Source organism: Sorangium sp. So ce119 (assembly GCF_051524405.1).
GTDB lineage: Bacteria > Myxococcota_A > Polyangia > Polyangiales > Polyangiaceae > Sorangium > Sorangium cellulosum_G.
In genome coordinates, this window is record NZ_CP150310.1 from 1 (window position 1) to 23,316 (window position 23,316).

The following is a 23,316-nucleotide window of genomic DNA, read 5'->3' on the forward strand; positions in this document are numbered from 1 at the left end:
ATGACGATTCCGAAACACGAGCCGCGCGAAATTTTCGATCGGGCGATCGAGCATACGCGGGCGCTTTCTCCCGCAACTTTTGATCAGTGGTTTGGCGGAGTTCAGTTCGATGATCTGACCGACGGCGTGCTCACGCTGCGCGTCCAGAACGAGTTCGTCCTCGAGTGGGTAAGGGACAACTTCCTGCCTGCGCTGACGGACAAGATCCGCGAGCTCACGGGCTGGTCGGTCCAGGTTGCGTGGACGGTCGATCAGCACCTTGACTCGCCGGTCGCCCGGCGCGTGGAGCTCACCCCCGTGCGTCCGCGGGCGCTCGTGGTGCGCCCGACGAGCGCGGCGCCCGCGCCCGCGCCCCGCCCTGAGCCACAGCTGCGGCGCGTCTCGTCGCTGCCCGACGACCTCAACCCGAAGCACACCTTCGCGAGCTTCGTCGTGGGCCCCTCGAACCAGCTCGCGCACGCGGCCGCGATCGCGGCCGCGGGCGGCGGGGGGCGCCGGTACAACCCGCTCTTCATCTGCGGCGGCACGGGGCTCGGCAAGACCCACCTCATGCACGCGATCGCGCACCGCGTCTTCGAGGGCAGGCCGGACGCGCGGATCATCTACGTCTCGGCCGAGAAGTTCACGAACGACTTCATCACGGCCATCCAGCACCACCGGATGGACGAGTTCCGCGCGCGCTACAGGTCGAACTGCGACGTGCTGCTCGTCGACGACATCCAGTTCCTGGCCGGGCGCGAGCAGACGCAGGAGGAGTTCTTCCACACGTTCAACGCGCTCCACACGCTCGATCGGCAGATCGTGGTGACGAGCGACAAGTACCCCCAGAACCTCGAGCGCATGGAAGAGCGCCTCGTCTCGCGGTTCTCGTGGGGGCTCGTCGCCGACATCCAGGTGCCCGAGCTGGAGACGCGCGTCGCGATCGTCCGGAACAAGGCGGCGCTCGAGGGCATCGCGCTCACGGATGACGTGGCGCTCTACCTCGCGCAGATGGTCCGCTCGAACGTCCGCGAGCTCGAGGGGACGCTGATCCGGCTGGCGGCCAAGAGCTCGCTCACGGGCCGCCCGGTGGACCTTCCGTTCGCGCGCGCCGAGATCACGGCCACGTCGCCGCCGCGGGCGCAGATGATGAGCGTCGAGGACATCCAGCGCGCGGTGTGCCACCACTTCCACCTGCGCTCGATCGACCTCACCTCGAAGGACCGCCACAAGAGCGTGGCCTTCGCGCGCCACGTGGCGATGTACCTCTGCAAGCAGCGGCTGAAGTGCAGCTTCCCGGAGATCGGGCGCGCCTTCGGCAACCGCGATCACACGACCGTGATGAGCGCGGTCCGCAAGATCGAGGCGCAGCGGGACTCCGATCCGCAGGTCCGCGCCCACCTCGAGGCGCTCGAGAAGAAGCTCGCCGACGAGTGAGATCGGCGCGCGTCGCGCGCCGTAGTCCTCCCACTCCTGCCGCCGCTCCCCGGCCGCGCGCGGGCGGCTCCTCCGGGGCCCCGCCCGGCGCTCGGCCCGCGTCCGCGCGCCGACACGGCGCCGGGACGTCAGATCTCGGAGAGCGCGGCGCGCGCGTCGTCGGCGATGAGCTTGTTGCCGTACGCGGAGGCGAGCTCGAGCACCTCCGCGAGCTCGAGACGCGCCTCCTCCACGAGGCCCCTGTGCTTCAGGAGGGCGCCGAGCAGGTAACGGCCCTCCAGGGCGTCCGTCCGGTACGAGCGCGCGTCGGCGTAGCGCGCGAGCTCGCGCAGCAGATCGACGGCGCCGGCCGCGCCGTTCAGGCCGTCGAGGTAGGCGAGGTGCGCGCGGTTGATCGAGACGAGGCGCTCGTGGCCGCTCTCCTCGGCGAGCTCCCTCGACTTGGTGAGCGCCGCGTAGGCGCGCGGCAGATCGCCGAGCCGCCGGCTCGCGTCGCCGAGGTTGTGCAGCGCGGCGGCGGTCTCGAAGCGCATGCCCGCGGACCGGGCGAGGTCGACGGCGCGGGCGGAGGTCTTCACCGCCGCCTCGAAGTCGCGGAGGAAGACGTGCACGAGGACGCGCTGCTTCTCGCGCTCGCTCGCCGCCGCGAGATCGCCCGGCGCGGCGAGCGCCTCCGCCCGATCGAGCGCGCGCAGCGCCGCCTCGATGTCGCCCATCGCCGCGCGCGTCTGGGAGATCGCGAGCAGCAGCCTGGCGTCGTCGATCTCGCCCATCGCCTCGAGCTGCTCGACGGCGCCGACCGCGCGGGCGTAGTCGCCCGTCCTGACGCCGATCTCCGTCTCGCACGCGAGCGCCTTGCGGCGGAGATCCTCGCGGTCGCCGGCGAGGGCGTACGCCTCCTCGAGCCTCGCGTAGGCGTCCGCGAAGAGGTCGACCGCGCCGAGGGCGCGCGCCACGTCGACGCGCGCGCGGAGCTTCTGCTCCGGGGTGCCGGCCTCGTCGATGCGCCGCTGCGCGCGGGCCACGACGTCGCCGAGATCGGGCGCGGAGCGCACGCGCACCACGACGTCCGCGAGCGCGCCGAGCCACGCCGAGAGCTCCGCCGGCGCGCGGCGGGCGTGGTCGCCGAGATCGAGCGCCTGGAAGATGAGCCGGAGCGCCGGGTCGAGCTGGCTCGCGCGGATCTTGTGGAGCGCCGCCCGCGCGTAGAACGTGGCCGCGCGGTCGCGGTCGCCGGCCTGATAGAAGTGCTGCCCGATGCGCTCGGCGTGCTCGGCGCTCTCCTCGCCGACGACGGCGACGTACGCCGCCGCGGCCGCGGCGTGCAGCTCCCGGCGGAGCTCCGGCGGGATCGCGTCGAGGACGATCTCGCCGTGCATGGGCGACGCGAAGCTCGCCTGCGCGGGGCCCTTGAGCCGCAAGAGGTCGCGGGTCGCGAGCCCGGAGATCGCCCGGTTCACGGCCGAGAGCTTCTGCTGGAGGAGCGCCGCGAGGACCTCGGTCGGCACCGGATCGCCGAGGATCGCCGCGGCCTGGAGCACGGCGCGGTCGCTCGGGTCGAGCCGCCGGACGCGGGTGGCGATGAGGGTGCGCAGCGAGCGCGGCACCGCCGACGCGCCGTCGAGCCGCGCCTTCACGACGCCGCCCGAGACGCTGAGCGCGCCGGAGTCGCTCAGCTCCTTGATGAGCTCCTCGAGGAAGAGCGGGTGGCCGCCGGCGCGCTCGCGGCAGAAGGCGAGCAGCTCGGGCGGCAGGAGCGTCGCGCCGATGCGCGCCGACATGAGGCGCGCGCCGTCGTTGTCCGAGAGCTCCCCGACCTGCATCCGGTAGAAGTGAGGGTGCGCCTCGAGCAGCGGCGGCGGGTCGCTGCGCGTCGCCAGGATCAGCACGGCGCGGAGCCCGCCGGCGCGGCCGGCCGTGGCGAGGAGGGTCTCGGCGGTGAGCTGGTCCATCGCCTGCGCGTCGTCCCAGGCGAAGCAGTGGAGCCGGTCCTCGCAGAGGCTCTGCACCATGCGCGGGAAGGCGGCGCGCAGGATCGCGCTCGTCCCCTGCGGCGCGCGCTGGTCGGCGAGCGACGCGCCGAGCTGGCCGAGCACGGCCGCGGACTCGTCCTCGCGCAGGCCGAGCGCCCGGAGCCGCGGCAGCACCGCGCGGATGCGCTCCTCGTCGTCGCCCTCCTGGATGCCGCAGAGCACCTGCAGCATCGCGGTGAGGCCGCTCCACGGGACGTCGGCGCCGTTGTGCGGGCACGACGCGACGTAGACGCCGACGTTGTAGTCGCCCTTCGAGAGCCGCCGCTCCATCTCGGCGAGCAGCCGCGTCTTTCCGATGCCGCGCTCTCCCTGGATGACCGCGATCTGCGCGCGCTTCCTCGTCGCGGCGGCGAGGATGTCGCCGAGCTGCTTGAGCTCGTCGCGGCGTCCGACGAAGCGGCCGTAGGCGCCGTCCGGCGGGTGCGCGGAGGTGACGACGCGCCCCCCCTCGGGCGCCGTCCGGCCCGCGCCGGGCAGCTCCTCGGTCGCGAACGCGTTGCGGAGGACGCGCCCGGTGAGGTGTGACACCGCGACCTGGGACTCGGTCGCGCGGGCGAGCGCCTGCGCGGAGGCGATGAGCGAGGTGAGCCGCTCGTCGCGGATCGGGGCGCCGGCGCTGTCGACCAGGATGCGGGACAGGTGGATGCCGGCGGAGACCGCCGCGCCCCCGCCGCGCGAGCGCAGGATCACGAGCGCGGCGCGCACCGCGGCCTCGGTGTCGCGGCCGTCGGCGTCGCCGAGCCCGAAGATGGCGACGAGCTGGGACGCCTCCTCCTCCAGGAGCAGCGCGCCGTGGCGCGCCAGCACCTCGCGGGCGCGGGCGATGCGCAGCGCCGCGTCCTCTCCGGACCTCGTGAAGATGAGCACGAGCGCCGTGACCTCGCGCCGCTCGCCGAGCCCGCGCGTGGCCGGGCTGCTGTCGGCCTTCTCGAGGAGCTGGAGGAGCCCGGACGCGGTGCGGGTGCGCGTGCTCGTCGTGTGCGGCACCTCGACGGGCGTGCGCTCGTTGGCGCCGATCGGCTCCTCCTCGAGCACGGCGCTCGCCTCGAGCTCGGCGCCCGCCTTCTCCTCGTGGAACGGCGCGAGGAACTCGGCGAGATCGTTCGCCCCGAACCGCTCGCCCGTCGCGTAGAAGAAGCCGAGCAGCGCCTCGTGCAGCCGCCCGGCGTCGGGGAACCGATCCTCGGCGCTCCTCGCGAGCATGGTGCTCACGATGTCGACGAGCGGCCTCGGCACGTCGGGGCGCACGAGCGCGAGCGGCGGGTACTCGCTCGCCTGCAGCCGCCGCATGACCTCGAACGCGGTCGGCGCCGCGAACGGGTTCGAGCCGGCGAGCATCTCGTAGAGCACCGTCCCGAGCGAGAAGAGGTCGCTCCTGCCGTCGATCGCGCCCGCGCGCGACTGCTCGGGGCTCATGTAGGCGAGCTTCCCGCGGATGCGCCCGGCGCGCTTCTCGCCGACCTCCTCGTCGGTCATCGACTGCGTCGCCTTCGCGATGCCGAAGTCGGTGACCTTCACCTCGCCCTCCCACGAGAGCAGGATGTTCTGGGGCGAGATGTCGCGGTGGACGATGCCGAGGGGACGCGACTGCTCGTCGCGCCGCCGGTGGGCGTGGTCGAGCGCCTTCGCGATCTCGGCCGCCATGAAGACGGCCATGCCGAGCGGGATCGGCCGCTTCGATCGGCGGCAACGGGCGAGCAGCGTCGCCAGGTCGAGCCCGGGGACGTACTCCATCGCGATGAAGTAGCTGGTCGGGTCGCCGTTCGGGTGGTCGACGCGGCCGAGGTCGAACACCTGGACGATGTTCGCGTGCGAGAGGCGCACGGCGAGCTTGGCCTCGTGCACGAACATGTCCACGAAGCGCCCCTGCTCCGCCAGCTTGGGGAGGATGCGCTTGATGACGAGGACCTTCTCGAACCCCTCGACGCCGAAGCTCTTGGCCTTGAAGACCTCGGCCATGCCGCCCTCGCCGAGGCGCTCGAGCAGGCGGTAGCGCCCGAAGGTCTCGTTCAGCATCGTCCCGCCTGCGCCCCGCGCAGCCCTGCGCCTAGAGCGCGCGCGGCGCTCCGGAGGGGACGACCGGCGGCCTTCGCGCGAGCCGGCGCTCGCCCTCCGGCCGCGTCGACCGGCCGCGCGTCACGTCTCAACGGCCTTGTTCGCGCCGGCGTCATCGTCCCCTCCATACATCGACTCCGCGATCCGGAACGCCGCCCCCTCCAGGCGCGCGTACGCGGCCCGGAGCGCGTCGAGGTCGCCGCCGCCGTCGAGCAGCTTCCGCAGCGCGGCGCACTCGGCGTGGACCTCGCCGAGGAGCTCGGCGTCGAGCAGATCCCCGTAGCCTTCGAGGGCCTGCTCGGTCGTGTAGACGAGGGTCTCCGCCTGGTTGCGGAGCTCGGCGAGCTCGCGGCGGAGCGCGTCGGTCTCCTTGAACCGCTCGCCCTCCGAGACGAGCCGGTCGACCTCGTCGGGGGTGAGGCCGCTCGTCGGGGTCACCCGGACCTCCTGCACCCGCCCCGTCCCGAGATCGCGCGCCTCGACGCGGACGATCCCGTTCTCGTCGATGCGGAAGGTGACCTGGATCTTGGGCAGCCCGCGGGGCGCGGGCGGGATGCCGGTGAGCTCGAAGCGGGCGAGGCTCCGGCAGTCGGCGGCCATCTCGCGCTCGCCCTGGAGCACGTGCACGGGGACGAAGCTCTGGTTGTCGACGCTCGTCGTGAAGATCTCGCTCCGCTCGGTGGGGATCGTGGTGTTCCGCGGGATGAGCTTGAACATCACGCCGCCGCCGGTCTCGACGCCGAGCGACAGCGGCGTCACGTCGAGGAGCAGCACCTCGTCCACGTGCCCCGAGAGCGCGGCGCCCTGCAGCGCCGCCCCGACGGCGACGACCTCGTCCGGGTTCACGCCCTTGTTCGGCTCCCGGCCGAAGAACTCGCGCACGGCCGCCTGCACGGCGGGCATCCGCGTCATGCCCCCGACGAGGACGACCGTGTTGACGGCGGAGACGGGCAGCTTGGCGTCCGCGAGCGTCGCGCGGCAGACGTCGACGGTGCGCCGGATGAGGCTCTCGCAGAGCATCTCGAGCTCGTTGCGCCGCATCGTCCGCTCGAGGTGGAGCGGCCCGCCGCCCGGGCCGACCGCGATGAAGGGGATGTTGATCTCGGTCTCGAGCGACGAAGAGAGCTCGTGCTTCGCCTTCTCCGCCGCCTCCTTGAGCCGCTGCAGCGCCATGCGGTCCCGGCGCAGATCGATGCGGTTCTTGCTGTCGAACTCGTCGGCGAGCAGGTCGATGAGCCGCTGGTCGAAGTCCTCCCCGCCGAGGTGGGTGTCGCCGCCGGTCGCCTTGACGCTGAAGACCCCGCTCGCGATCTCGAGGATCGAGATGTCGAAGGTCCCGCCGCCGAGATCATAGACCGCGATCGTCTCGGCCTTGACCTTGTCGAGGCCGTACGCGAGCGCCGCGGCGGTCGGCTCGTTGATGATGCGGCGCACGTCGAGCCCGGCTATCCGCCCTGCGTCCTTCGTGGCCTGTCGCTGCGCGTCGTCGAAGTAGGCGGGGACGGTGACCACCGCCTCCGTCACCGGCTCGCCGAGGAACCGCTCGGCGACCTGCTTCATCTGGCCGAGGATCATCGCGGAGATCTCGGGGGGCGAGTAGCTGCGCCCCTTGACCTCGACCCACGCGTCGCTGTTCGGCGCCTCGACGATCTTGTAGGGGGCGAGTGAGATCTGCTTGCTGACCTCGGGCGCGCTGAACTTGCGGCCCATCAGGCGCTTCACCGCGTAGATGGTGTTCTGCGGGTTCGTGACCGCCTGGCGCCGCGCGACCTGCCCGACCAGGCGCTCGCCGCTCGCGGGGAATCCGACCACCGAGGGGGTCGTGCGCGCGCCCTCGGCGTTGGGGATGACCCGCACGTCGTTCGCCGAGCCGACCCCTGCCCCTTCGACGACGGCCACGCACGAGTTCGTCGTCCCGAGATCGATGCCGATCACCTTCCCCATATGCGGCGAAAGATACTACAGGCCTCGATGCTCGCCGGGTGGGGAGACGACCTTGGCGTCCGCGATATTTGGGGAGATCGTGCGGTGAGGTGGCGGGGCACAGCAGATCACGGAGAGGAGCACCGCCATCATGCGCGCGGCGCGGGAGGTGTGCGCCGATGGAGCCGCCGCGCAGAGACGCGCCTCAGTTCGCTTCGGACGTCGACGACGCGCCGGGCGAGCCCTTCGAGACGACGACCATCGCCGCGCGGATCAGGTAATCGCCGAGCATGTACCCCGGCTGGACCTCCGCGATGACGACGCCGGCCGGGTGCTCGGTCGACTCGATCTGCTGGATGGCCTCGTGCACGCTCGGGTCGAAGGGCTTGCCGACCGCGGCGATGCGCTTGATGCCCATGCGATCGAGCGTGTCCACGAACTGCTTCGCCACGATCCGCACGCCCTCGGCGACCGACTTCACGTCGGGCGCGTTCTCCGCGTGGCTGGCGGCGCGCTCGAGGTTGTCGAAGACCGGGAGCAGATCCTTCAGGATCGACTCGCGGCCGCGGCGCTGCGCCTCTTCGACCTCGCGCCGGGAGCGCTTACGGAAGTTGTCGAAGTCGGCGGCGGTGCGCAGGAGCTGTTCGCGCATCCGCGCGGCCTCGGCCTGCACCTCGCCGAGCTTGTCTTCGGGCGTGGGGGCTCGCTGCTCTGCGGGCTCCGCGCGCTCCGCCTGCGCCTCCGCCTGCTCCTCGGTGTTCTGGCTCGACCCAATTTGTTCCGAATCGCTCATAGGACGGCGGCACTATAACCAGCCGCGATCCGCTGGCAATCGCCAGGCCCAGGGATTGCCAAGGGCCCAAGGAGCCAAGGGATCGCGAGCGGCCCGGCGGCGAGCGCCGGCGCGCTCGGGCGGCGGCGCCTCCCGGATCGGCCGGGGACGCCCGCGGGGGCCGGCGCGCGGGCGCTCCGGACGCGCTCCGGACGCGCGTTTCAGGCAGTTTTTGCCCGGGTCTCCGCGATCCGCGGCCGGCGTGCATCGACCGTTTGCTCCGACCCCCTGCCCGGCGTTAGATCGGGCCCCATGAGCATCGCCACCAGCCCCGCCGGCGAACCGCCTCCGGCGAACGCCTCGACGCCCGCCGCCTCGCCGCTCCTCGCGGCGCAGAAGCACCTCCTCGGCAACTACCGCCAGCCGCCGTTCGTCCTCGATCGCGGCAGGGGCTGCGAGCTCTTCGACACGGAGGGGCGCCGGTACCTCGACATGTATGCCGGGGTGGCGGTGGCGTCGCTCGGCCATGCTCATCCGCGGCTCGTGGCGACGATCGCCGAGCAGGCGGGCCGCCTCATGCACGTCTCCAACTACTTCTACAACGCCGAGAACCTCCGCCTCGCCGAGGAGCTCTGCGCGAAGACCGGCTTCGACCGCGCCTTCTTCTGCAACTCGGGGGCAGAGGCGAACGAGGCGATGCTCAAGCTCGCGCGCCGCCACTTCTTCAACCAGGGGCAGGCGGAGCGCTACCGGATCATCGCGTTCGAGAACGCGTTCCACGGCCGCACGCTCGGCGCGGTCGCCCTGACCGGGACGCCGAAGTACCGCGAGGGCTTCGGCCCCTCGCTCGGGGGCGTCACGCACGTGCCTTATGGGGACGTCGCCGCGGTGCGCGCCGCCATGGGCCCGGACGTCGCGGGGATCCTCGTGGAGCCGGTGCAGGGGGAGGGCGGCGTCCTGCCCGCGCCGCCCGGTTTCCTGGCCGAGCTGCGGCGCATCGCGGACGAGCACGGCGCGCTGCTGCTCCTCGACGAGGTGCAGACCGGCATCGGGCGCACGGGGCACTGGCTCGGCGCGACGTACGACGGCGTCCAGGGCGACGCGGCGGCGCTCGCGAAGGGGCTCGGCGGCGGGTTCCCGATCGGCGCGCTGGTGCTGCGGGAGCGGCTCAACAGCGCGCTGCCCCCGGGCTCGCACGGCTCGACCTACGGCGGCAACGCGCTCGCCTCAGCCACGGCGCGCACGGTGCTCGCGGTGATCGAGGAAGAGAAGCTCTGCGAGGCCGCCGTGAAGCGCGGCGAGCAGCTCGGCCGCGGCCTCGCCGCCATCGCGGCGAAGCTGCCGCACGTGTGCGTCGGCGAGCGCGGACGGGGCTTGCTCCGCGGGCTCATCCTCGCGCCCGGCGTCGACACGCGCGTCGCGCTCGGCCGCGCGCGCGACCGGGGCGTGCTGCTCACGGTCGCGGGCAGCAACGTGCTCCGGTTCACGCCGCCCCTCGTCGTGAGCGAGGCCCAGATCGACGAGGCCCTGGCCGAGGTCGAGGCCGCGCTCTCCGAGATGCCGGCTGCGGGTTGAGGTGGTCTCTTCGCGCGCAGCCGGGCCCGCCGTCGCGCCCCTCCCGTGCTCGGGCTGCAGCAAGCTGATCGATCCGCTCCGCGCCGGGCACGTCGCGATCTTCGACCAGCGCTTCCATTATTTCTGCAACGCCCGGTGCCGCCACGCCTTCCTCGGGGAGGTGACGCCTGCGCCGGGCGACGGCCGGCCCGCCGGCTTCGCGGGCTCGGGCGTGCCCATCCCCGGCGCTCCTGCCCGAGGGCTCTCGTCGGGGACGCTGCACGGCGCCGCGGGGCCTCACGCCGCCGCGCCGCGCGCCGAGCCCCCGTGGGCAGGCGCCGACGACGGCGCCTCGCGCGCCGCCGATCTCGACGCGCCGATCGTCGACGCCTTCCCGCCCGTGTCGCTCGACGAGCGCCTCCCGGAGCTGCCCGTCCTCGACGACGACCGCGCGCTGCTCGAGCCGATCGGGAACACCATCCTGAGCGACGAGCCGCAGCGCTACGAGTCGATCGAGGCGCGGGACATCGGCGCGCTCCTGCTCGTGCTCGCGATCATCGCGGGGACGCTCGCCGTCGCGCTCACGCTCGCCGGCGACGCCAAGCTCGTCATCGGCGCGCGCATCGTGCTCGCCACGGTGAGCGCGGGGATGCTCCTCGGCCGCGCCGCCACGACCGCGCGCGACGCCACGGATCCGCACCCGGCGCCGATGATCGCCCCCGTCCTCGGGGGGCTCGTGGCCGCCGTCTGGGCCCTCTTCGGCCAGGACCGCGCGCTCGCGGCCGAGGCGGCGTCGCTCGCGGGCGTCATCGCCACCGCCAGCGCGATCAGCGCCTGGCTCATCGAGAGCGCGCGTCACCGCGTGTTCGCGGAGCGAGCCTGGATCGGGTCGGTGCTCTCCACGCCGGCGCGCCGTCCGCCGGGCGCGTGGGCGCAGAGCCCGGCGCCTGCCGACCGGGCTCTTCCCCGCGGCGGCGACGACGCTGCCGCCGAGGAGGCCGGCGACGCGCTCTTTTACGAGCTGCGGCCCGGCGAGAGCGTGCAGGTCGACGCCGGGGAGGTCGTCCCCGTGGACCTCGTGGTCACGGGCGGTGACGTCGAGGTGCTCCCCTGGATCGGCGCCGCCACGCCCGCCCGTCGCCGCGACGGCGACCCGATCGTCGCGGGGGCCACCGTGGTCCGGGGCCGCCTCGTCGGCGCCTGCACCTTCTCGGGCGGCGATCGCGCGGTCGCGCGCGTGCTGCTCGACGCCCGCCGGCGCGCGGACGCCCTCGCGCCGATCGCGCAGGCCTCCCGCGCCCTGACCGAGCGGTGGGCGCTCGGCGCCGCGGCGATCGCCGCGCTCTCCGCCTTCGTCGCCGGGCGGGCGCCCGTCGAGATCGCGATGACGGCGACCGCCGTGCTCGCCGCGCTCGCCACGGCGATCACGGCCTCGATCGCCTCGGTCCACGTCGCGCGGGGCATCCTGCTCGGGCTGCGCCGGGGCATCGTCTACAAGAGCGCCGACGCCTGGGACCGCGCCGGTCGGGTCTCTGTCGCCGTGTTCTGCGCCCGCGGCACGCTGCTGCTCGGCGAGCCCGAGCTCGCGGAGCTCGAGGCGACCGGCCAGAAGCTCACGCCGAGCGACGTGCTCGCGCTCGCGGCCGGCGCGGAGCGCACCGAGGAGCACCCCGTCGCGACGGCGATCGTGCGCGCCGCCCGCGCCCGCGGCCTGCGGCCGGACGGCGTGCGCAACCCCAACTTCCACCCCGGCCTCGGCGTGACGGCCGTCACCTCGTCGGGCGAGGAGCTCTGCGTCGGCAACCGCGCGCTCATGCTCGAGCAGCGGATCTCGATCGCCGCGGCCGAGAGCCGCGTCGCCGAGCTCGAGGCGCTGGGGCGCACGGTCGTGCTCGTCGCGGTGGGCGCTCGCCTCGTCGGCGTCATCGGCCTGCAGGACGGGCTCCGCCCCGGGGCGCGGGCCGCCATCCAGCACCTGCTCGACGCGCAGATCGAGCCCGTGCTGATGTCGGGCGACGCGCGCGAGACGTGCGAGGCGATCGGCCGCTCGCTCGACATCGACCACATCCGCCCCGAGATCCTCCCCGCGGATCGCGGCGGCGAGGTGCGCCGCCTGATCGACGCGGGCACGAGCGTCGCTGTGCTCGGCCACGCGGGCGTCGACGACGCTGCGCTCGGCGCCGCGGACGTCTCCGTGGCCCTCGGCGCCGCCGGCTCCGCGCCGGCCGACTTCTCGGTGGTCCTCGCCTCGGACGACGTCCGCGACGCCGCGCTGTCCCTGGCGCTCGCGCACCGCACGCGCCTGGAGGCGCGCGTCGGCCTCGCGCTGAGCGTCGCCCCGGCGCTCGTCGGCGCCGCGGTCATCTCCGCGTTCGTGCTCCCGCCGGCCTACGCGCCCATCGCCTCGCTGCTCGGCGGCGTCATGGCCGTCGTCCACGCCCGCGCGCTCGACGCGAAGAGCTGAGCGCCGCGCGAGGGCCCGCCTCCGGGTCCTCGCCGCGCGGCGGGCTACGAGACGTCCTGGTCCTCGTCGTCCTTGGCGTCGCCCTCGCGGCACTCCAGGCAGACGCCGTACATCTCGTGCTTGTGCCAGGTCACCTCGAAGCCGTGCTTCGCGGCGATCTCGTCCTGGAGCGCCTCGATCCGCGGCTCCTCGAACTCGATGATCTTCCCGCAGCTCAGGCAGATCAGGTGGTCGTGGTGCGTGCTGGCGTCGTCGGCCAGCTCGTAGCGGCTGAGGCCGTCCCCGAAGCGGCGCTCGGAGGCCACGCCGCACTCCGCGAGCAGCTTGAGCGTCCGGTACACGGTCGCGTACCCGATGCCCCGGTCCCGCGCGCGCACCTCCGTGAGCAGGTCCTCGATGGTCATGTGGGGGGCGCCCGAGAAGAACGTGTCGACGATCAGCCGGCGCTGCGCCGTCGATCTCAGCCCCTTCTTGGCCATGTACGCCTGGAGGCGAGCGCGCAGCCGGTCGAGGGCAACTTTGTCGACGTGGGTCACGCTGTCCCCCTCTCTCGCGATGACGGCCATGGCGAGTTTATCCCGTTCGCGGCGAACCGCGTCAAGGCCGGCGGCCACGCCGCTCGGCGCGCCGCGCCTTCCCTGATTCTCTGACCGCGTCACCCTGTCGCCGGCTGCGGCGTCACTCGCCGACCTGCGCCATGTAGCTGACCTGCGCGGCCGACCCTCCGAGGGGGCTGAGCAGCGTGACGGGGGGCGCGACGAGCCCAGCCGCCGACGTGTTGTCGATGACGACGTAGTAGAGGCCCGGGCGCAGCGCGTAGCGCCGCGTCTCGATGATCCCGGGCTGGAGAGGGCCACCCGCCTGCACCGGGCCGGGCGGGGGGCCGAGCGGCTTGCCGGTCTGGTAGGCCTCGCGCCATGCGTCGCCCGTCGGCTTGTCGACGATCATGATGTCCACGGGCGCGCCCTGCACGCTCGCCTTCAGGTAGAGCGCCTGGTCCACGTCGGCGACCTCGAACGGCCCGAGGTAGTCGCGCTGGTGCGCGTGCACCTCGATGACCTCGTTCGCGAACGTGTACCGCTCGTCGTCCTCCACCTCGAACGGGTGGTGCGGCCGCTGGGGCGGCATCAGGATCCCGAGCGTGAAGTCCTTCCCGGTCTCCTCGTTGTAGACAACGGTGAACCCGCGGGTCATCTCGCCCGCCACGATCTGGTTGCCGAGCAGGTTGGCGAGCCCCCCGAACGGCGGGACGTTCGCCATCACGTCGATGACGGGGTTCTCGACGTAGCCGAGCTGGAAGCTCGGGCCCTGCACGATCCGGTTCAGCCGTCCCCACACGTAGACGTCGTCGCCCGCGATCTGGAAGTCGGGCCGGTACTCGACGGAGGTCGTGAGCGAGAAGCCCACCCGCTTCGCCGGCTGCATGTAGCCGTACCCCGTGCCGGCGATGTGCACGGTCACCGTCTGCGCCGCGTCGTTGACGTCGTACGAGCACTGCATCGGGAAGAACCGCCCGATGGACGACGACCTGTCCTGCAGGCGCAGCGCGACCCCGCTCTTCAGCATCTCGGGGCATATCTTGCTGGCGCCGAAGTTCGAGAAGAGGAACCACCGCAGGCCTGGGCTCGCGTTCACGGGGCCGCTGAGGCACGGGCAGCCCACGAACGTGAACGACAGCACCATGGCGGCGAGCGCCAGCGCGGCGGACGCGGCAGAGGCGCGGGGGGGCGGGGGTCTTCGTGCGATCACGCGGGCTAACATAGCGGGTCGACCTCGGAGCGAGAGCGGGTTTGCGCCCGGGGGGGCCGCCCCTCCCGGATCAGCGCACGAGCTGCCATTGGACGCCGGGGGTCACCTCGAGATGCAGGTGATTTTTGTGCGCCCGGTCGTAGTTGGGCGTGAGGATCGACGTGAAGACGTGCTGGTCCGCGGCCTCGCACACGATGGAGCGCAGCTCGCGCGCCGCCGCGTCCGCCGGAAGGCCGCGCGTCCCCTTGGCGGCCGCGCCGCGGGTCGCCGGCTTCCCTACGCCCTCGCCGCACACCGGCGCGCCGCGCCTGCCGACGAAGTCGCGCTCGACGTCGAGCCACTCCTCCGCGAACGCGTCGCCGACGCGCCGCTTGATGAACCGGTAGGCGTCGATGGCGAGCCCGCCGGGGTGCCTCGTCGCCAGCTTGCCCTCGGGCCACATCGCCGACGGAGGCCGCCACGCCGAGTACATCAGCACCTCGGTGACGTCGTGCACGCGCAGGATCCGGCTGAAGTCCGAGAGCGCGAGCGCGAGGCGGCAGTCGAAGACGTCGTTCGGGTTGTCCGCGCGCCGGTGGGCCGGCTCCGCCGTCCGGTACAGGACGCCGCCGACCCCCTGCGTGAGCCGCACCGGCGCGAGCACGCCCGGCGCGCGCCGCACCGGCTCGAACGCGATCTTCCGCCGCGCGAGCGCCTCCCGGCACTGCTCCGCGCTCATCGCCGCGTAGCGCGCCGACGGGTGCCTGGCCCAGTCCTGATGGAACTTCACCTTCGGCTTGCCCTGCGCGGTCGGCAGCGTCGTGAGCGGGCCGAGCGCGAGGGCGAGCGCGCAGGCGGTGGCGGCGTGGCGTGCGGACGGCATCGTTGTGCTGGGGTGGCGTCGCCGCGCGTCGCGCTCCCGGGGAGCCCAGGTTCACCGGGCGAACCTCGGGCGACCAGGAATCACCGGAACCGCGGGAACCGCGGCCTCCGGCGCGGCGGCCGCGCCCATCCTACCGCGCTATTTGACCGGGCCGCGCGATCGCCTCAAAATAGACCCCATGCGCATTCGTGGGCCCAGCGCCCGCCCGCGCGTCTTGACGTTTGGGAGCGAAGGCCCGGTCCGCATGGCTTCCCGGTCCGGGCAGTCCCTGGTCCAGGTAGCCGCCGCGGCGCGCGCACGCGCCGCACGCAGTTGACATGGGAGATCTCTCCAATCGCGCTCGAAAGATCCTCTTCGCCGCGGTCACCGAGTTCATCGCGACCGGCGACCCCGTGGGCAGCAGGACGCTCGCGCGGAAGTACGGGCTCGATCTCTCGGCCGCCTCGATCCGCAACGTGCTCGCGGATCTCGAGGAGGCCGGCTACCTCCACCAGCCGCACACCTCCGCGGGGCGCATCCCGACCGATCGCGCGCTCCGGTTGTTCATCGACGCGCTCGTCGAGCTCCGGTCGCTCTCCCCCGAGCAGCAGGCCGAGCTCACCGCCCGGTTCACCGAGATCTACACGGTGGCGAGCGACCCGCTCCGCGAGACGGGGCGCTACCTCTCGGAGCTGTCGGGCGCCGCGGCGGTCGTCGCGGCGCCGCGGGCGGAGATCCGCGCCCTCGCCCAGCTTCGCTTCATCCCGACGAAGCCCGGGCAGATCCTCGCCGTGCTCGTCTTCGCCGACGGCTCGGTCGAGAACCGCTTCATCTCGGTCGGCGAGGCGATCAACGAGGGGGAGCTCACCCGGATCCACAACCTGCTCGCCGACGTCATCGAGGGGCGCACGCTGGGCGAGATCCGGGATCTCTTCGCCCGCCGCCTCGCGGACGAGCGCCTCCAGATCGACGCGCTGAGGCGCCGCGCCTTCGAGCTCGGCAGCAAGGCGACGGCCGACGTGACGCGGCGGAGCGAGGTCGTCATCGAGGGGCAGAACCGCCTCATCGATCTGCCGGAGTACGCCGACGTCGACCGGCTCAGGAAGCTGATGAAGGCGCTCGAGGAGCGCGAGGAGCTCGTCGATCTGCTCGACCGGACCCTCGCCGCGGGCGCGGGCGAGGTCACCGTCTTCGTCGGCAGCGAGGCGGGCGATCTGGGCGGAGGTCAGCTCAGCCTCGTCGCCGCGCCGTACATGGAGAACGGGCGCGTGGCCGGGACCGTGGGCGTGCTCGGCCCGACGCGGATGGACTACGCGAAGGTGATGCCGCTCGTCGACGCGACCGCCGCGGCGATGAGCGAGGCGCGCGGCAAGGTCAAGTAGCGCCCTTCTGCCGCGGCTGGCGGAGCCGCTCGAGCACCTCGTCGAAGTCGGCGGGCGGCGGCGCCTGGAACCGCATCGGCCGGTCGTCGGACGGGTGGCTGAAGCCGAGCTCGGCCGCGTGGAGCATCAACCGCGGGGCCGGGATCCTCGGCCCGCGGTGGTCGCGCACGTAGACCGTCTCGCCGACGAGCGGGTGCCCGGCCTCCGCGAGGTGGATGCGGATCTGGTGCGTGCGCCCCGTCTCGAGGCGGCAGGCGACCAGCGTCACGCCCGCGGCCCCGGCCTCGTCCAGCCCCCGGAGCGTCTCGATCGGCTCGACGTGCGTCACCGCGAGCTGCCCCTCGCGTCGGCCGTCCCTCGCGGAGCCGCGCAGCCCGTCGCCGCGGTCCTCGACGAGGTAGCTGCGGTGGGTGCCGCGCGGGACCGCGCCGTGCGCGAGCGCGAGGTACTGCCGGTGCATCGAGCGGACGCGGAGCTGTTGCGCGAGGTGCTTCTTCGCGGCGAGCGTCCGCGCGAAGACGAGCAGCCCGCTCGTCCCCTTGTCGAGGCGCTGCACCACGCCGAGCGGCGCCCGCCCGCGCAGGCGGTCGCGCCGGGCCAGCACCTCCCGCACCAGCGCGTCGAGCGTCGCGGCCTGCTCCGCGGGGTCCTCGTCGCCGTACGGGATGGTGCTCACCCCGGCGGGCTTGTTCACGACGACGACGCTCGCGTCCGCGTAGACCACGAGCTCGACCTCGAGCTTGCGCCGGCGCACGGTCTCGGGCCGCGGCGCGCTCAGGCGGACCTCGATCCGCTCGCCGCTGAGCACCCGGCGCCGGGCGCTCATCGCCACGGCGTTCCCGACGAGCACCTTGCCGGTCTCGATCAGCCGGCGCGCGTCGGACCACGAGACCGAGGCGAGCGCCCGGATCGCGCCGTCGAGCGGCCGCCGGTCCAGCGCTGCCGGAACCGTCCAGCGGCCGTCCTGCGGGGGTCGAACCGGCCCGGTCGGGTCGGCGGCGGTCGGGTCGGCGTGATCCTGGGGCGGGGGAGGGGCGGGTCGGGCGGGTCGGGGCGGGGGCATGAGAGCTCGTGAGGGGGCGCCTCGGCCCCGCCCACCAGCGTGGGGCCGGGCTCTACCGGCGCGAAAAAACGCTCATCCGCGGGGGCCGCGGGCGAAATACACCGCGAATGTTGACACATCGCGCGACCGGGGCCGAAGATATCCAGAGCCGTCATCGCTTTCTCGCCATCTGAGAGGAGACCCGTTCGTGGCCAGCACCCTTCTCGCCGTAGACGACAGCGTGACCATGCGCAAAGTGCTCGAAATCACCTTTGCGGGTCAGGATTTCCGCGTCGTGACGGCGAGCAGCGCCGACGCTGCGCTGCAGAAGCTCAAGAGCGATAAACCCGACCTGGTGATCGCCGACGTCACGCTCGAGCCGAAGAACGGCTACGAGCTGTGCAAGGCGATCAAGCAGGCATCCCCGGCGACGCCCGTCCTGATCCTGTCGTCCAAGCAGAACCCGTTCGACCCTGCGAAGGGCTCGAGCGCGCAAGCCGACGACCACATGGACAAGCCGTTCGACACGCAGCAGATGATCGACAAGGTCAAGAAGCTGCTGGCGTCGCGCGGCGAGGCGAAGCCGGCCGCTGCTGCGGCGGCGGCTCCCGCTGCCGCGGCGGCGGCGCCCGCGCGCTCTCCCGCTGCCGCCGCGCAGCCTGCGGCCGCCGCGCAGCCCGCGGCCGCCGCAGCGCAGCCCGCCGGCGCCGCTGCGAGCCCGCTCCAGCGCGCGAAGACGCTCATCTACACGCCGAACGCGCCGGCCACCACCAGCGCCGCGCCGGCGCAGGCCTCGGTCAAGGCGGCGGCGCCGGGCGGCGCGCCGTCGGGCCTGCCGCAGACGACGATGGCCTTCTCGCCGACGCCCGTCTCCGGCGTGCCGAAGACGGCGTCCGGGCCTGCGGCGGTCGCGGCCTCCGCCTCCGCGCAGGTCAACGGCCAGATGGCGGGCAAGCTCGAGGGCCTCGGCCTCTCCGCCGACCAGGTGGAGGCCGTGATGGCGCTGTCCCGCGACGTCGTGGAGCGCGTCGTCTGGGAGGTCGTGCCGGTCCTCGCCGAGACGATCATCAAGGAAGAGATCGCGCGCCTGACGAAGTAGCCGCGCGCTGCTCGCGGCGGTCCGTCGCGCGCGAGCATGCGGCCGCTGCTTTGCCCGGGGACGTGGAGTTGCTACGCCAGGCCCGCGCCTCGTTCCGCGTCCGGCGCAGCCATGAACGACACGCACGACAAGAGCAGCGGCGCGATCGCGGACGCCCGCGACGACATGACCGCGGGCGACGAGACGGCCGCGGGTGACGTGGAGAGCTCCGGCGCCGCCGAGCGGCGCGTCGCTCCTCCGCTGCGCGCTCCTTCTCCGGAGGGCGAGGCGGCGGAGGACGACGGCGGAGCCGGTACGGACGACGTCGATCCCGACGCCGACGAGGAGCGCCTCGTTCCGCAGGGCAACCCGCTCCGCTGGCGCGGGGCCGCCGTGCTCGCCGCGGGCTCGCTCCTCGCGTTCGTCGTGATGGCGCTCGCGCCCCAGTTTCGCTGGGGGGTCCCGCTCGGCGCGCTCGGGGTCGGCGTCGCGACGCTCGGCCTGCTCGACCTGCTCGGCACGTTCGACGACCCGCCCGAGCGCGTCGCCGCGCGCGTCCGGACCCGCGATCTCCTCGGCCCGCTCGCGCTGCTCGGGGGCGGGCTCGCCGCGTCCTTCGCGCTGATCACGCTCACCGTGGCGGGCTACTTCTCGCCGCTCTCCCTCTCGCGGGATGGCGCGCCCGCGCTGATCTCGCTGGCGGTACCTGCGGTCGCGATGCCTGCCGCGTTCCTCACGGCGGTGGTCGGCGCCTTCCGGATCGGCGAGCGCCTCGGCCCCGGTCGCCTCGACGAGACGGGCGCGCCGCGCCCGCTGCTCCGGCGGCATGGCTTCTGGCTCGTCGCCCTCGTCACGCTGCTCTACCTGCCCATGCTCGGGAGCCACTCGCTCACCGATCCGTGGGAGACGCACTACGGCGAGGTCGCGCGCGAGATCCTGGCGCGGAACGACTGGATCTCGCTCTGGTGGGCGCAGGACGGCTGGTTCTGGTCGAAGCCGGTGCTCGACTTCTGGATGCAGGCGCTCGCCATGGCGGCCTTCGGCGTCCGCTACCGATCGGGGGAGATGCTCTCGGCCGTCGCCGAAGGGCGCACGCCGTGGCCCGAGTGGGCGGTCAGGCTGCCCATCTTCGCGCTGACGCTCGTCGCCGTTTACCTCCTCTACAAGGCCATCGCGACGATCTTCAGCCGCCGCGCGGGGCTGCTCGCGGGGGTCGTCCTCGCGACGATGCCGCAGTGGTTCATGGTCTCGCACCAGACCATGACGGACATGCCCTTCGTCGCGACGATGGCCGCGGCGATGGCCCTGCTCCTGCTCGGCATCCACACCGACGAGGCGCGCGAGGCGCGCGTCTACGAGGTCGACCTCGGCGTGCTCAAGGTGGGCGTCTCCGGCTACCACCTCGTGCTCGGTGTGATCATCGCCTGCGCGCTGCCGCAGATCCTCTACCTGCTGTCGCGGCACGTCGAGATCCAGCCGGCGCCGTTCGGCGTGCGCCTCCACGGCGACGTCTTCAGCTCGGGCTCCCCTGGCAACTGCGGGCTCCCCGGCAACGAGGCCTGCCGGTCGGTGCTGCCCGTGCTCCCCGGCCTGCAGCCCGCGCTCCAGGCGCTCATCTGGGCGCAGACGCTCGGCATCGTCCTGTACGCGAGCTGGGGCGAGCGGCGCGTCCAGCGGCTCCTCTTCCTGTCGGCGTGGTTCTTCGCCGCCCTGTCCACGATGGCCAAGGGGCCGGCGGGCTTCGGCCTCCCGGTGCTCTGCGCGCTCGGCTACGTCGTCGTCTCGCGGCGGTACCGCGACCTGCTCAAGATGGAGATCCCCGTCGGGCTGCTCGTGCTCGCGTGCGTCGCGCTGCCCTGGTTCGTCGCGATGTACGCGCGGCACGGGCAGCCGTTCACCGACAGGCTGCTGTTCCACGACATGTTCAAGCGCGCGTTCACGCACGTCCACGACACCAACGAGGGCGACGACGTGAGCTTCCGCTACTACGTGTGGCAGCTCGGCTACGCGATGTTCCCGTGGACGGGGCTCGTGCCCGCGTCGCTCGTGTGGTGGCTCAGGCGGCGCGAGGGGGCAGCGGCCGGGGAGGGGGGAGCCTCAGGCGCGCCCGCCTCGGCCGATGTCCGCCAGAGCGACGCCTCGGTGTTCCTGGCGATGTGGTTCATCTTCGGCTTCGCGCTCTTCTCGCTGATGCTGACGAAGTTCCACCACTACATCCTGCCGGCCGTGCCGCCGGCGGCGATGCTCACGGGGATCCTGCTCGACGACATGCTGCGCCTCCAGGGCGGCGCGCGCGGGCTCGCGCGTGGCTGGAGCGACGCTTCGTCGGCGCCGCCGTCGGCGCGCTCCAGCGCCGTGGTCGTCTACGAGCGCGCGATGCTCGGCGCGGTCGCCGTCGGCGCTGCGATCCTGGTCTTCTTCGTCGGGCGCGACCTCGCGATGGCCCGCGAGGGGCAGCCGAGCCAGGCCAGGTTGCTGCACCTGTTCACGTACAACTACAAGCGTCCCTGGCCGCAGTCGCTCGACTTCTCCGCGACCCTGTGGGCGTTCACCGTCGCCGCGGCGGTCCTGTGCTTGCTGCTGATGGTCGCGCGCTTTCGCCGTCACGTCCTGTATGCGCTGCTCTCGCTCGCCGTCGCGTTCACGGCGTGGGGGCTCGACGTCTACTTCGTGCGCACGTCGCCGCACTGGGGGCAGCGCGAGACCTTGCTCGCCTACATGCGCGCGAGCCAGGAGATCCCTGGGCCGCTCGTCGCCTACCAGTTGAACTGGAAGGGCGAGAACTTCTATGCCGGCAACAAGCTGCCGGCCTTCGTATCGAGCGGAAAGAAGTTCCAGGACTACATCAATGAACAGAAGAAGAAGGGTGTGAGGACCTTCTACTTCGTCACCGAGCACGGGCGCACCAGCTCGCTCTCGAACGAGCTCGGCAACCCCCGTTTCTTCGAGAAGCTCACCTCTATCGAGCTCAACAACAAGTTTCTCGTCGTTCGCGCGACGTTCGAGTGACAGAGCGGCTCCTGAAGGAGCTCGGCCCACAGGCGCTGTCCGTCTGTGGCCCTGTACGTTTGCTCGGGTTCGAGGCGTGCTGTTGTGCGCGCAGCGTCGTATTGCTGCGTAAGGAAATTCCTAGCATGCCTGTCGCCATGAACGCGCAGGAGCGAAAGGAATCTCCTGTTGGCACATTCTAAGTAGCTGAATTTATTACGGGAAGGTGCAGGCACGCCTCGTGCTGAAAGGGATGCCGAGCGTCGCGGCGGAGACCTTCCCCCCCCAGGTCCGCTGCGACGCTCTTTTCTTTTCTGCCGTGGCGCTGGCCGCACACGCGCGACCAGCACGTCACCGGCCTGCGCTTGCAGGGGCAGCCTGGAGCGCAGCGAAGTATCGATCCAGCGCGTCCAGGAGACCCGCCGTGGTGCTCACTTCGGCGGTCACGCCGATCCGGAGCCCCCGTTTCTCGGCGGTCGCGGTCGTGATCGGGCCGATGCTCGCAAGGAGCACCCGGTCGAGCTGCGCTGCGGCGCCCTCGCCGAGCAGCTCGCAGAGGCTGTCGACGGTGCTGCTCGACGTCAGCATCACGACGTCGATCTCGCCCGCCGAGAGCGCTCGGAGCAGCTCTTCGCGGCGCCCGGCCGACGCGGGGCGGGTCTCGTAGACGGGCACGACGTCGACCTCGCAGCCCGCGGCGCGGAGGCGCTCGGGGAGCACTTCACGGGCGACGAGCGCGCGGGGAATGAGGACCCGGACCCGGGACGCAGGGCGCGCCGACAGGCGCTCGGCCAGCACCGGGTCGGCGAGGAGGGCCTGCGCGAGCTCCTCGCCGCGAAATTCCCCCGGGACGATGTCAGGGCGGACGCCGCGCGCGGCGAGCGCGGCGGCCGTCCCGGCGCCGATCGCGGCGAGGCGCGCCGCGCCGAAGGCGCGCGCGTCCAGGCCGAGCCGCTCCACCTCCCGGAAGAAGCAGGCCACGCCGTTCTCGCTGGTGAAGACGACGGCGTCGTAGCCGGAGAGCCCGCGGACGGCCTCGGTGACGCGCGCGGGGTCGGGCGGCGGGTGGATCTCGATGGTCGCGAGCTCCACCGCCTCGCCGCCGCGGAGGCGGATGAGCCTGGACGTCGAGCGCGCCTGGTGGCGCGGCCGGGTCACGAGCACCCGCTTGCCGAACAGCGGCTTCCTGTCGAACCAGCGCAGCGCGTCGCGCAGGCCGGTGACGGCGCCGACGACGATGACCGCGGGGCTCTGGAGCCCTGCCTCCCTGGCGCGCCGGGGCAGCTCGTCGAGGCGGCTGGAGACCACGCGCTGGTCGGCGCGCGTGCCCCACTGGATGGCGGCCGCCGGCGTCGCGGGATCGCGGCGCCCCGGCCCTGTCAGCCCCGCGACCACGGCGTCGAGGGCCTGCATGCCCATCAGGACGCAGATGGTCCCGCGGACCGAGGCGAGCTCGCTCCAGTCGAAGGCCCTGCCCGCCCGGGTGACGCCGCTGACGATCATCACGCTGGAGGCGATGTTCCGGTGGGTCAGCGAGATGCCGGCGTAGGCCGTCGCGCCGAGCGGAGAGCAGACGCCCGGCACCACCTCGAACGGCACCCCGGCCCGCGCGAGCGCCTCCGCCTCCTCGGAGCCGCGACCGAAGAGGAACGGATCGCCGCCCTTCAGCCGGACGACGCTGCGGCCCGCGAGCCCGAGCGCGACGAGCTCCGCGTCGATCTCCGCCTGCTTCGCGTCCTTCAGCACCCGGTCGCCGCCGCGCTTGCCGACCGAGCGCACCTCGGCGTCCTCCCGCACGCCGTCCAGCAGCGCGGGGTGGACGAGCTCGTCGTGCAGCACGACGTCGGCCGTGGCGAGGAGCTCGGCGCCGCGCAGCGTGAAGAGCCCCGGATCGCCCGGGCCGGCGCCGACGAGGTACACGACGCCCGGCCTGGCCGCGCCCGGCCCCCCGCGCGCGGCCCCCGCGCCCTGGCCCTCCTCGGAGGCTCCGTGACGCCCGGAAAGCGCCGTCAAACTCCC

At 73.0% G+C, this 23,316-nt stretch carries 14 protein-coding genes; 6 read left to right on the forward strand and 8 right to left on the reverse strand.

Annotated features, from left to right (window positions below; all coding sequences use genetic code 11):
• On the forward strand, positions 1-1,416 hold the full coding sequence (gene dnaA, locus WME76_RS00005; RefSeq protein WP_061618634.1) for a chromosomal replication initiator protein DnaA: 1,416 nt from the start codon (positions 1-3) through the stop codon (positions 1,414-1,416).
• Between the two features lie 128 nt (positions 1,417-1,544).
• Here dnaA and WME76_RS00010 read toward each other — a convergent pair whose 3' ends face one another.
• From WME76_RS00010 to grpE, 3 genes are all read right to left on the reverse strand, one after another.
• Complete coding sequence (locus WME76_RS00010) at positions 1,545-5,465, reverse strand: serine/threonine-protein kinase (RefSeq protein WP_437958177.1); 3,921 nt, start codon at positions 5,463-5,465, stop codon at positions 1,545-1,547.
• Positions 5,466-5,585: 120 nt separating this feature from the next.
• A complete protein-coding gene (gene dnaK, locus WME76_RS00015) occupies positions 5,586-7,448 on the reverse strand; it encodes a molecular chaperone DnaK (protein ID WP_437958178.1) in 1,863 nt (620 codons plus the stop codon).
• Positions 7,449-7,632: 184 nt separating this feature from the next.
• Complete coding sequence (gene grpE, locus WME76_RS00020) at positions 7,633-8,220, reverse strand: nucleotide exchange factor GrpE (RefSeq protein ID WP_437958179.1); 588 nt, start codon at positions 8,218-8,220, stop codon at positions 7,633-7,635.
• Positions 8,221-8,511: 291 nt separating this feature from the next.
• Between grpE and WME76_RS00025 the strand changes: the two genes are divergently transcribed.
• Both WME76_RS00025 and WME76_RS00030 read left to right on the forward strand, forming a co-directional pair.
• On the forward strand, positions 8,512-9,774 hold the full coding sequence (locus WME76_RS00025; protein ID WP_437958180.1) for an aspartate aminotransferase family protein: 1,263 nt from the start codon (positions 8,512-8,514) through the stop codon (positions 9,772-9,774).
• A gap of 1 nt (position 9,775) precedes the next feature.
• Positions 9,776-12,217, forward strand: a complete 2,442-nt coding sequence (locus WME76_RS00030; protein WP_437958181.1) for an HAD family hydrolase — start codon at positions 9,776-9,778, stop codon at positions 12,215-12,217.
• 44 nt (positions 12,218-12,261) lie between these two features.
• On the opposite strand, the gene WME76_RS00035 is transcribed toward WME76_RS00030, so the two are convergent.
• From WME76_RS00035 to WME76_RS00045, 3 genes are all read right to left on the reverse strand, one after another.
• Positions 12,262-12,783, reverse strand: a complete 522-nt coding sequence (locus tag WME76_RS00035) for a Fur family transcriptional regulator (RefSeq protein WP_437958182.1) — start codon at positions 12,781-12,783, stop codon at positions 12,262-12,264.
• A gap of 112 nt (positions 12,784-12,895) precedes the next feature.
• Positions 12,896-13,966, reverse strand: coding sequence for a hypothetical protein (locus WME76_RS00040; RefSeq protein WP_437958183.1), 1,071 nt, complete (start codon positions 13,964-13,966; stop codon positions 12,896-12,898).
• 70 nt (positions 13,967-14,036) lie between these two features.
• Positions 14,037-14,828, reverse strand: coding sequence for an extensin family protein (locus WME76_RS00045; RefSeq protein WP_437958184.1), 792 nt, complete (start codon positions 14,826-14,828; stop codon positions 14,037-14,039).
• A gap of 317 nt (positions 14,829-15,145) precedes the next feature.
• On the opposite strand from WME76_RS00045, the gene hrcA reads away from it, so the two are divergent.
• The gene (hrcA, locus tag WME76_RS00050) at positions 15,146-16,189 is read left to right on the forward strand and encodes a heat-inducible transcriptional repressor HrcA (RefSeq protein ID WP_437958185.1); all 1,044 of its coding nucleotides are present in this window, start codon (positions 15,146-15,148) and stop codon (positions 16,187-16,189) included.
• Here the strand turns inward: hrcA and WME76_RS00055 are convergent.
• Positions 16,182-17,252: an RluA family pseudouridine synthase gene (locus WME76_RS00055; protein WP_437958186.1), complete on the reverse strand. Its 1,071-nt coding sequence runs from the start codon at positions 17,250-17,252 to the stop codon at positions 16,182-16,184. The two genes, hrcA and WME76_RS00055, sit on opposite strands and share 8 nt — an antisense overlap.
• Positions 17,253-17,439: 187 nt before the next feature.
• Here WME76_RS00055 and WME76_RS00060 point away from each other — a divergent pair, with 187 nt between their 5' ends.
• Positions 17,440-18,330 carry a response regulator transcription factor gene (locus WME76_RS00060; protein ID WP_437958187.1) on the forward strand — a complete coding sequence of 297 codons (891 nt, stop codon included), beginning with the start codon at positions 17,440-17,442 and terminating at the stop codon, positions 18,328-18,330.
• A 111-nt stretch (positions 18,331-18,441) separates the two neighbouring features.
• Positions 18,442-21,318 carry an ArnT family glycosyltransferase gene (locus WME76_RS00065; protein WP_437958188.1) on the forward strand — a complete coding sequence of 959 codons (2,877 nt, stop codon included), beginning with the start codon at positions 18,442-18,444 and terminating at the stop codon, positions 21,316-21,318.
• A 330-nt stretch (positions 21,319-21,648) separates the two neighbouring features.
• Here the strand turns inward: WME76_RS00065 and cobA are convergent, their stop codons facing one another.
• Positions 21,649-23,310, reverse strand: coding sequence for a uroporphyrinogen-III C-methyltransferase (cobA, locus tag WME76_RS00070; RefSeq protein ID WP_437958189.1), 1,662 nt, complete (start codon positions 23,308-23,310; stop codon positions 21,649-21,651).
• Between the last annotated feature and the right edge of the window lie 6 nt (positions 23,311-23,316).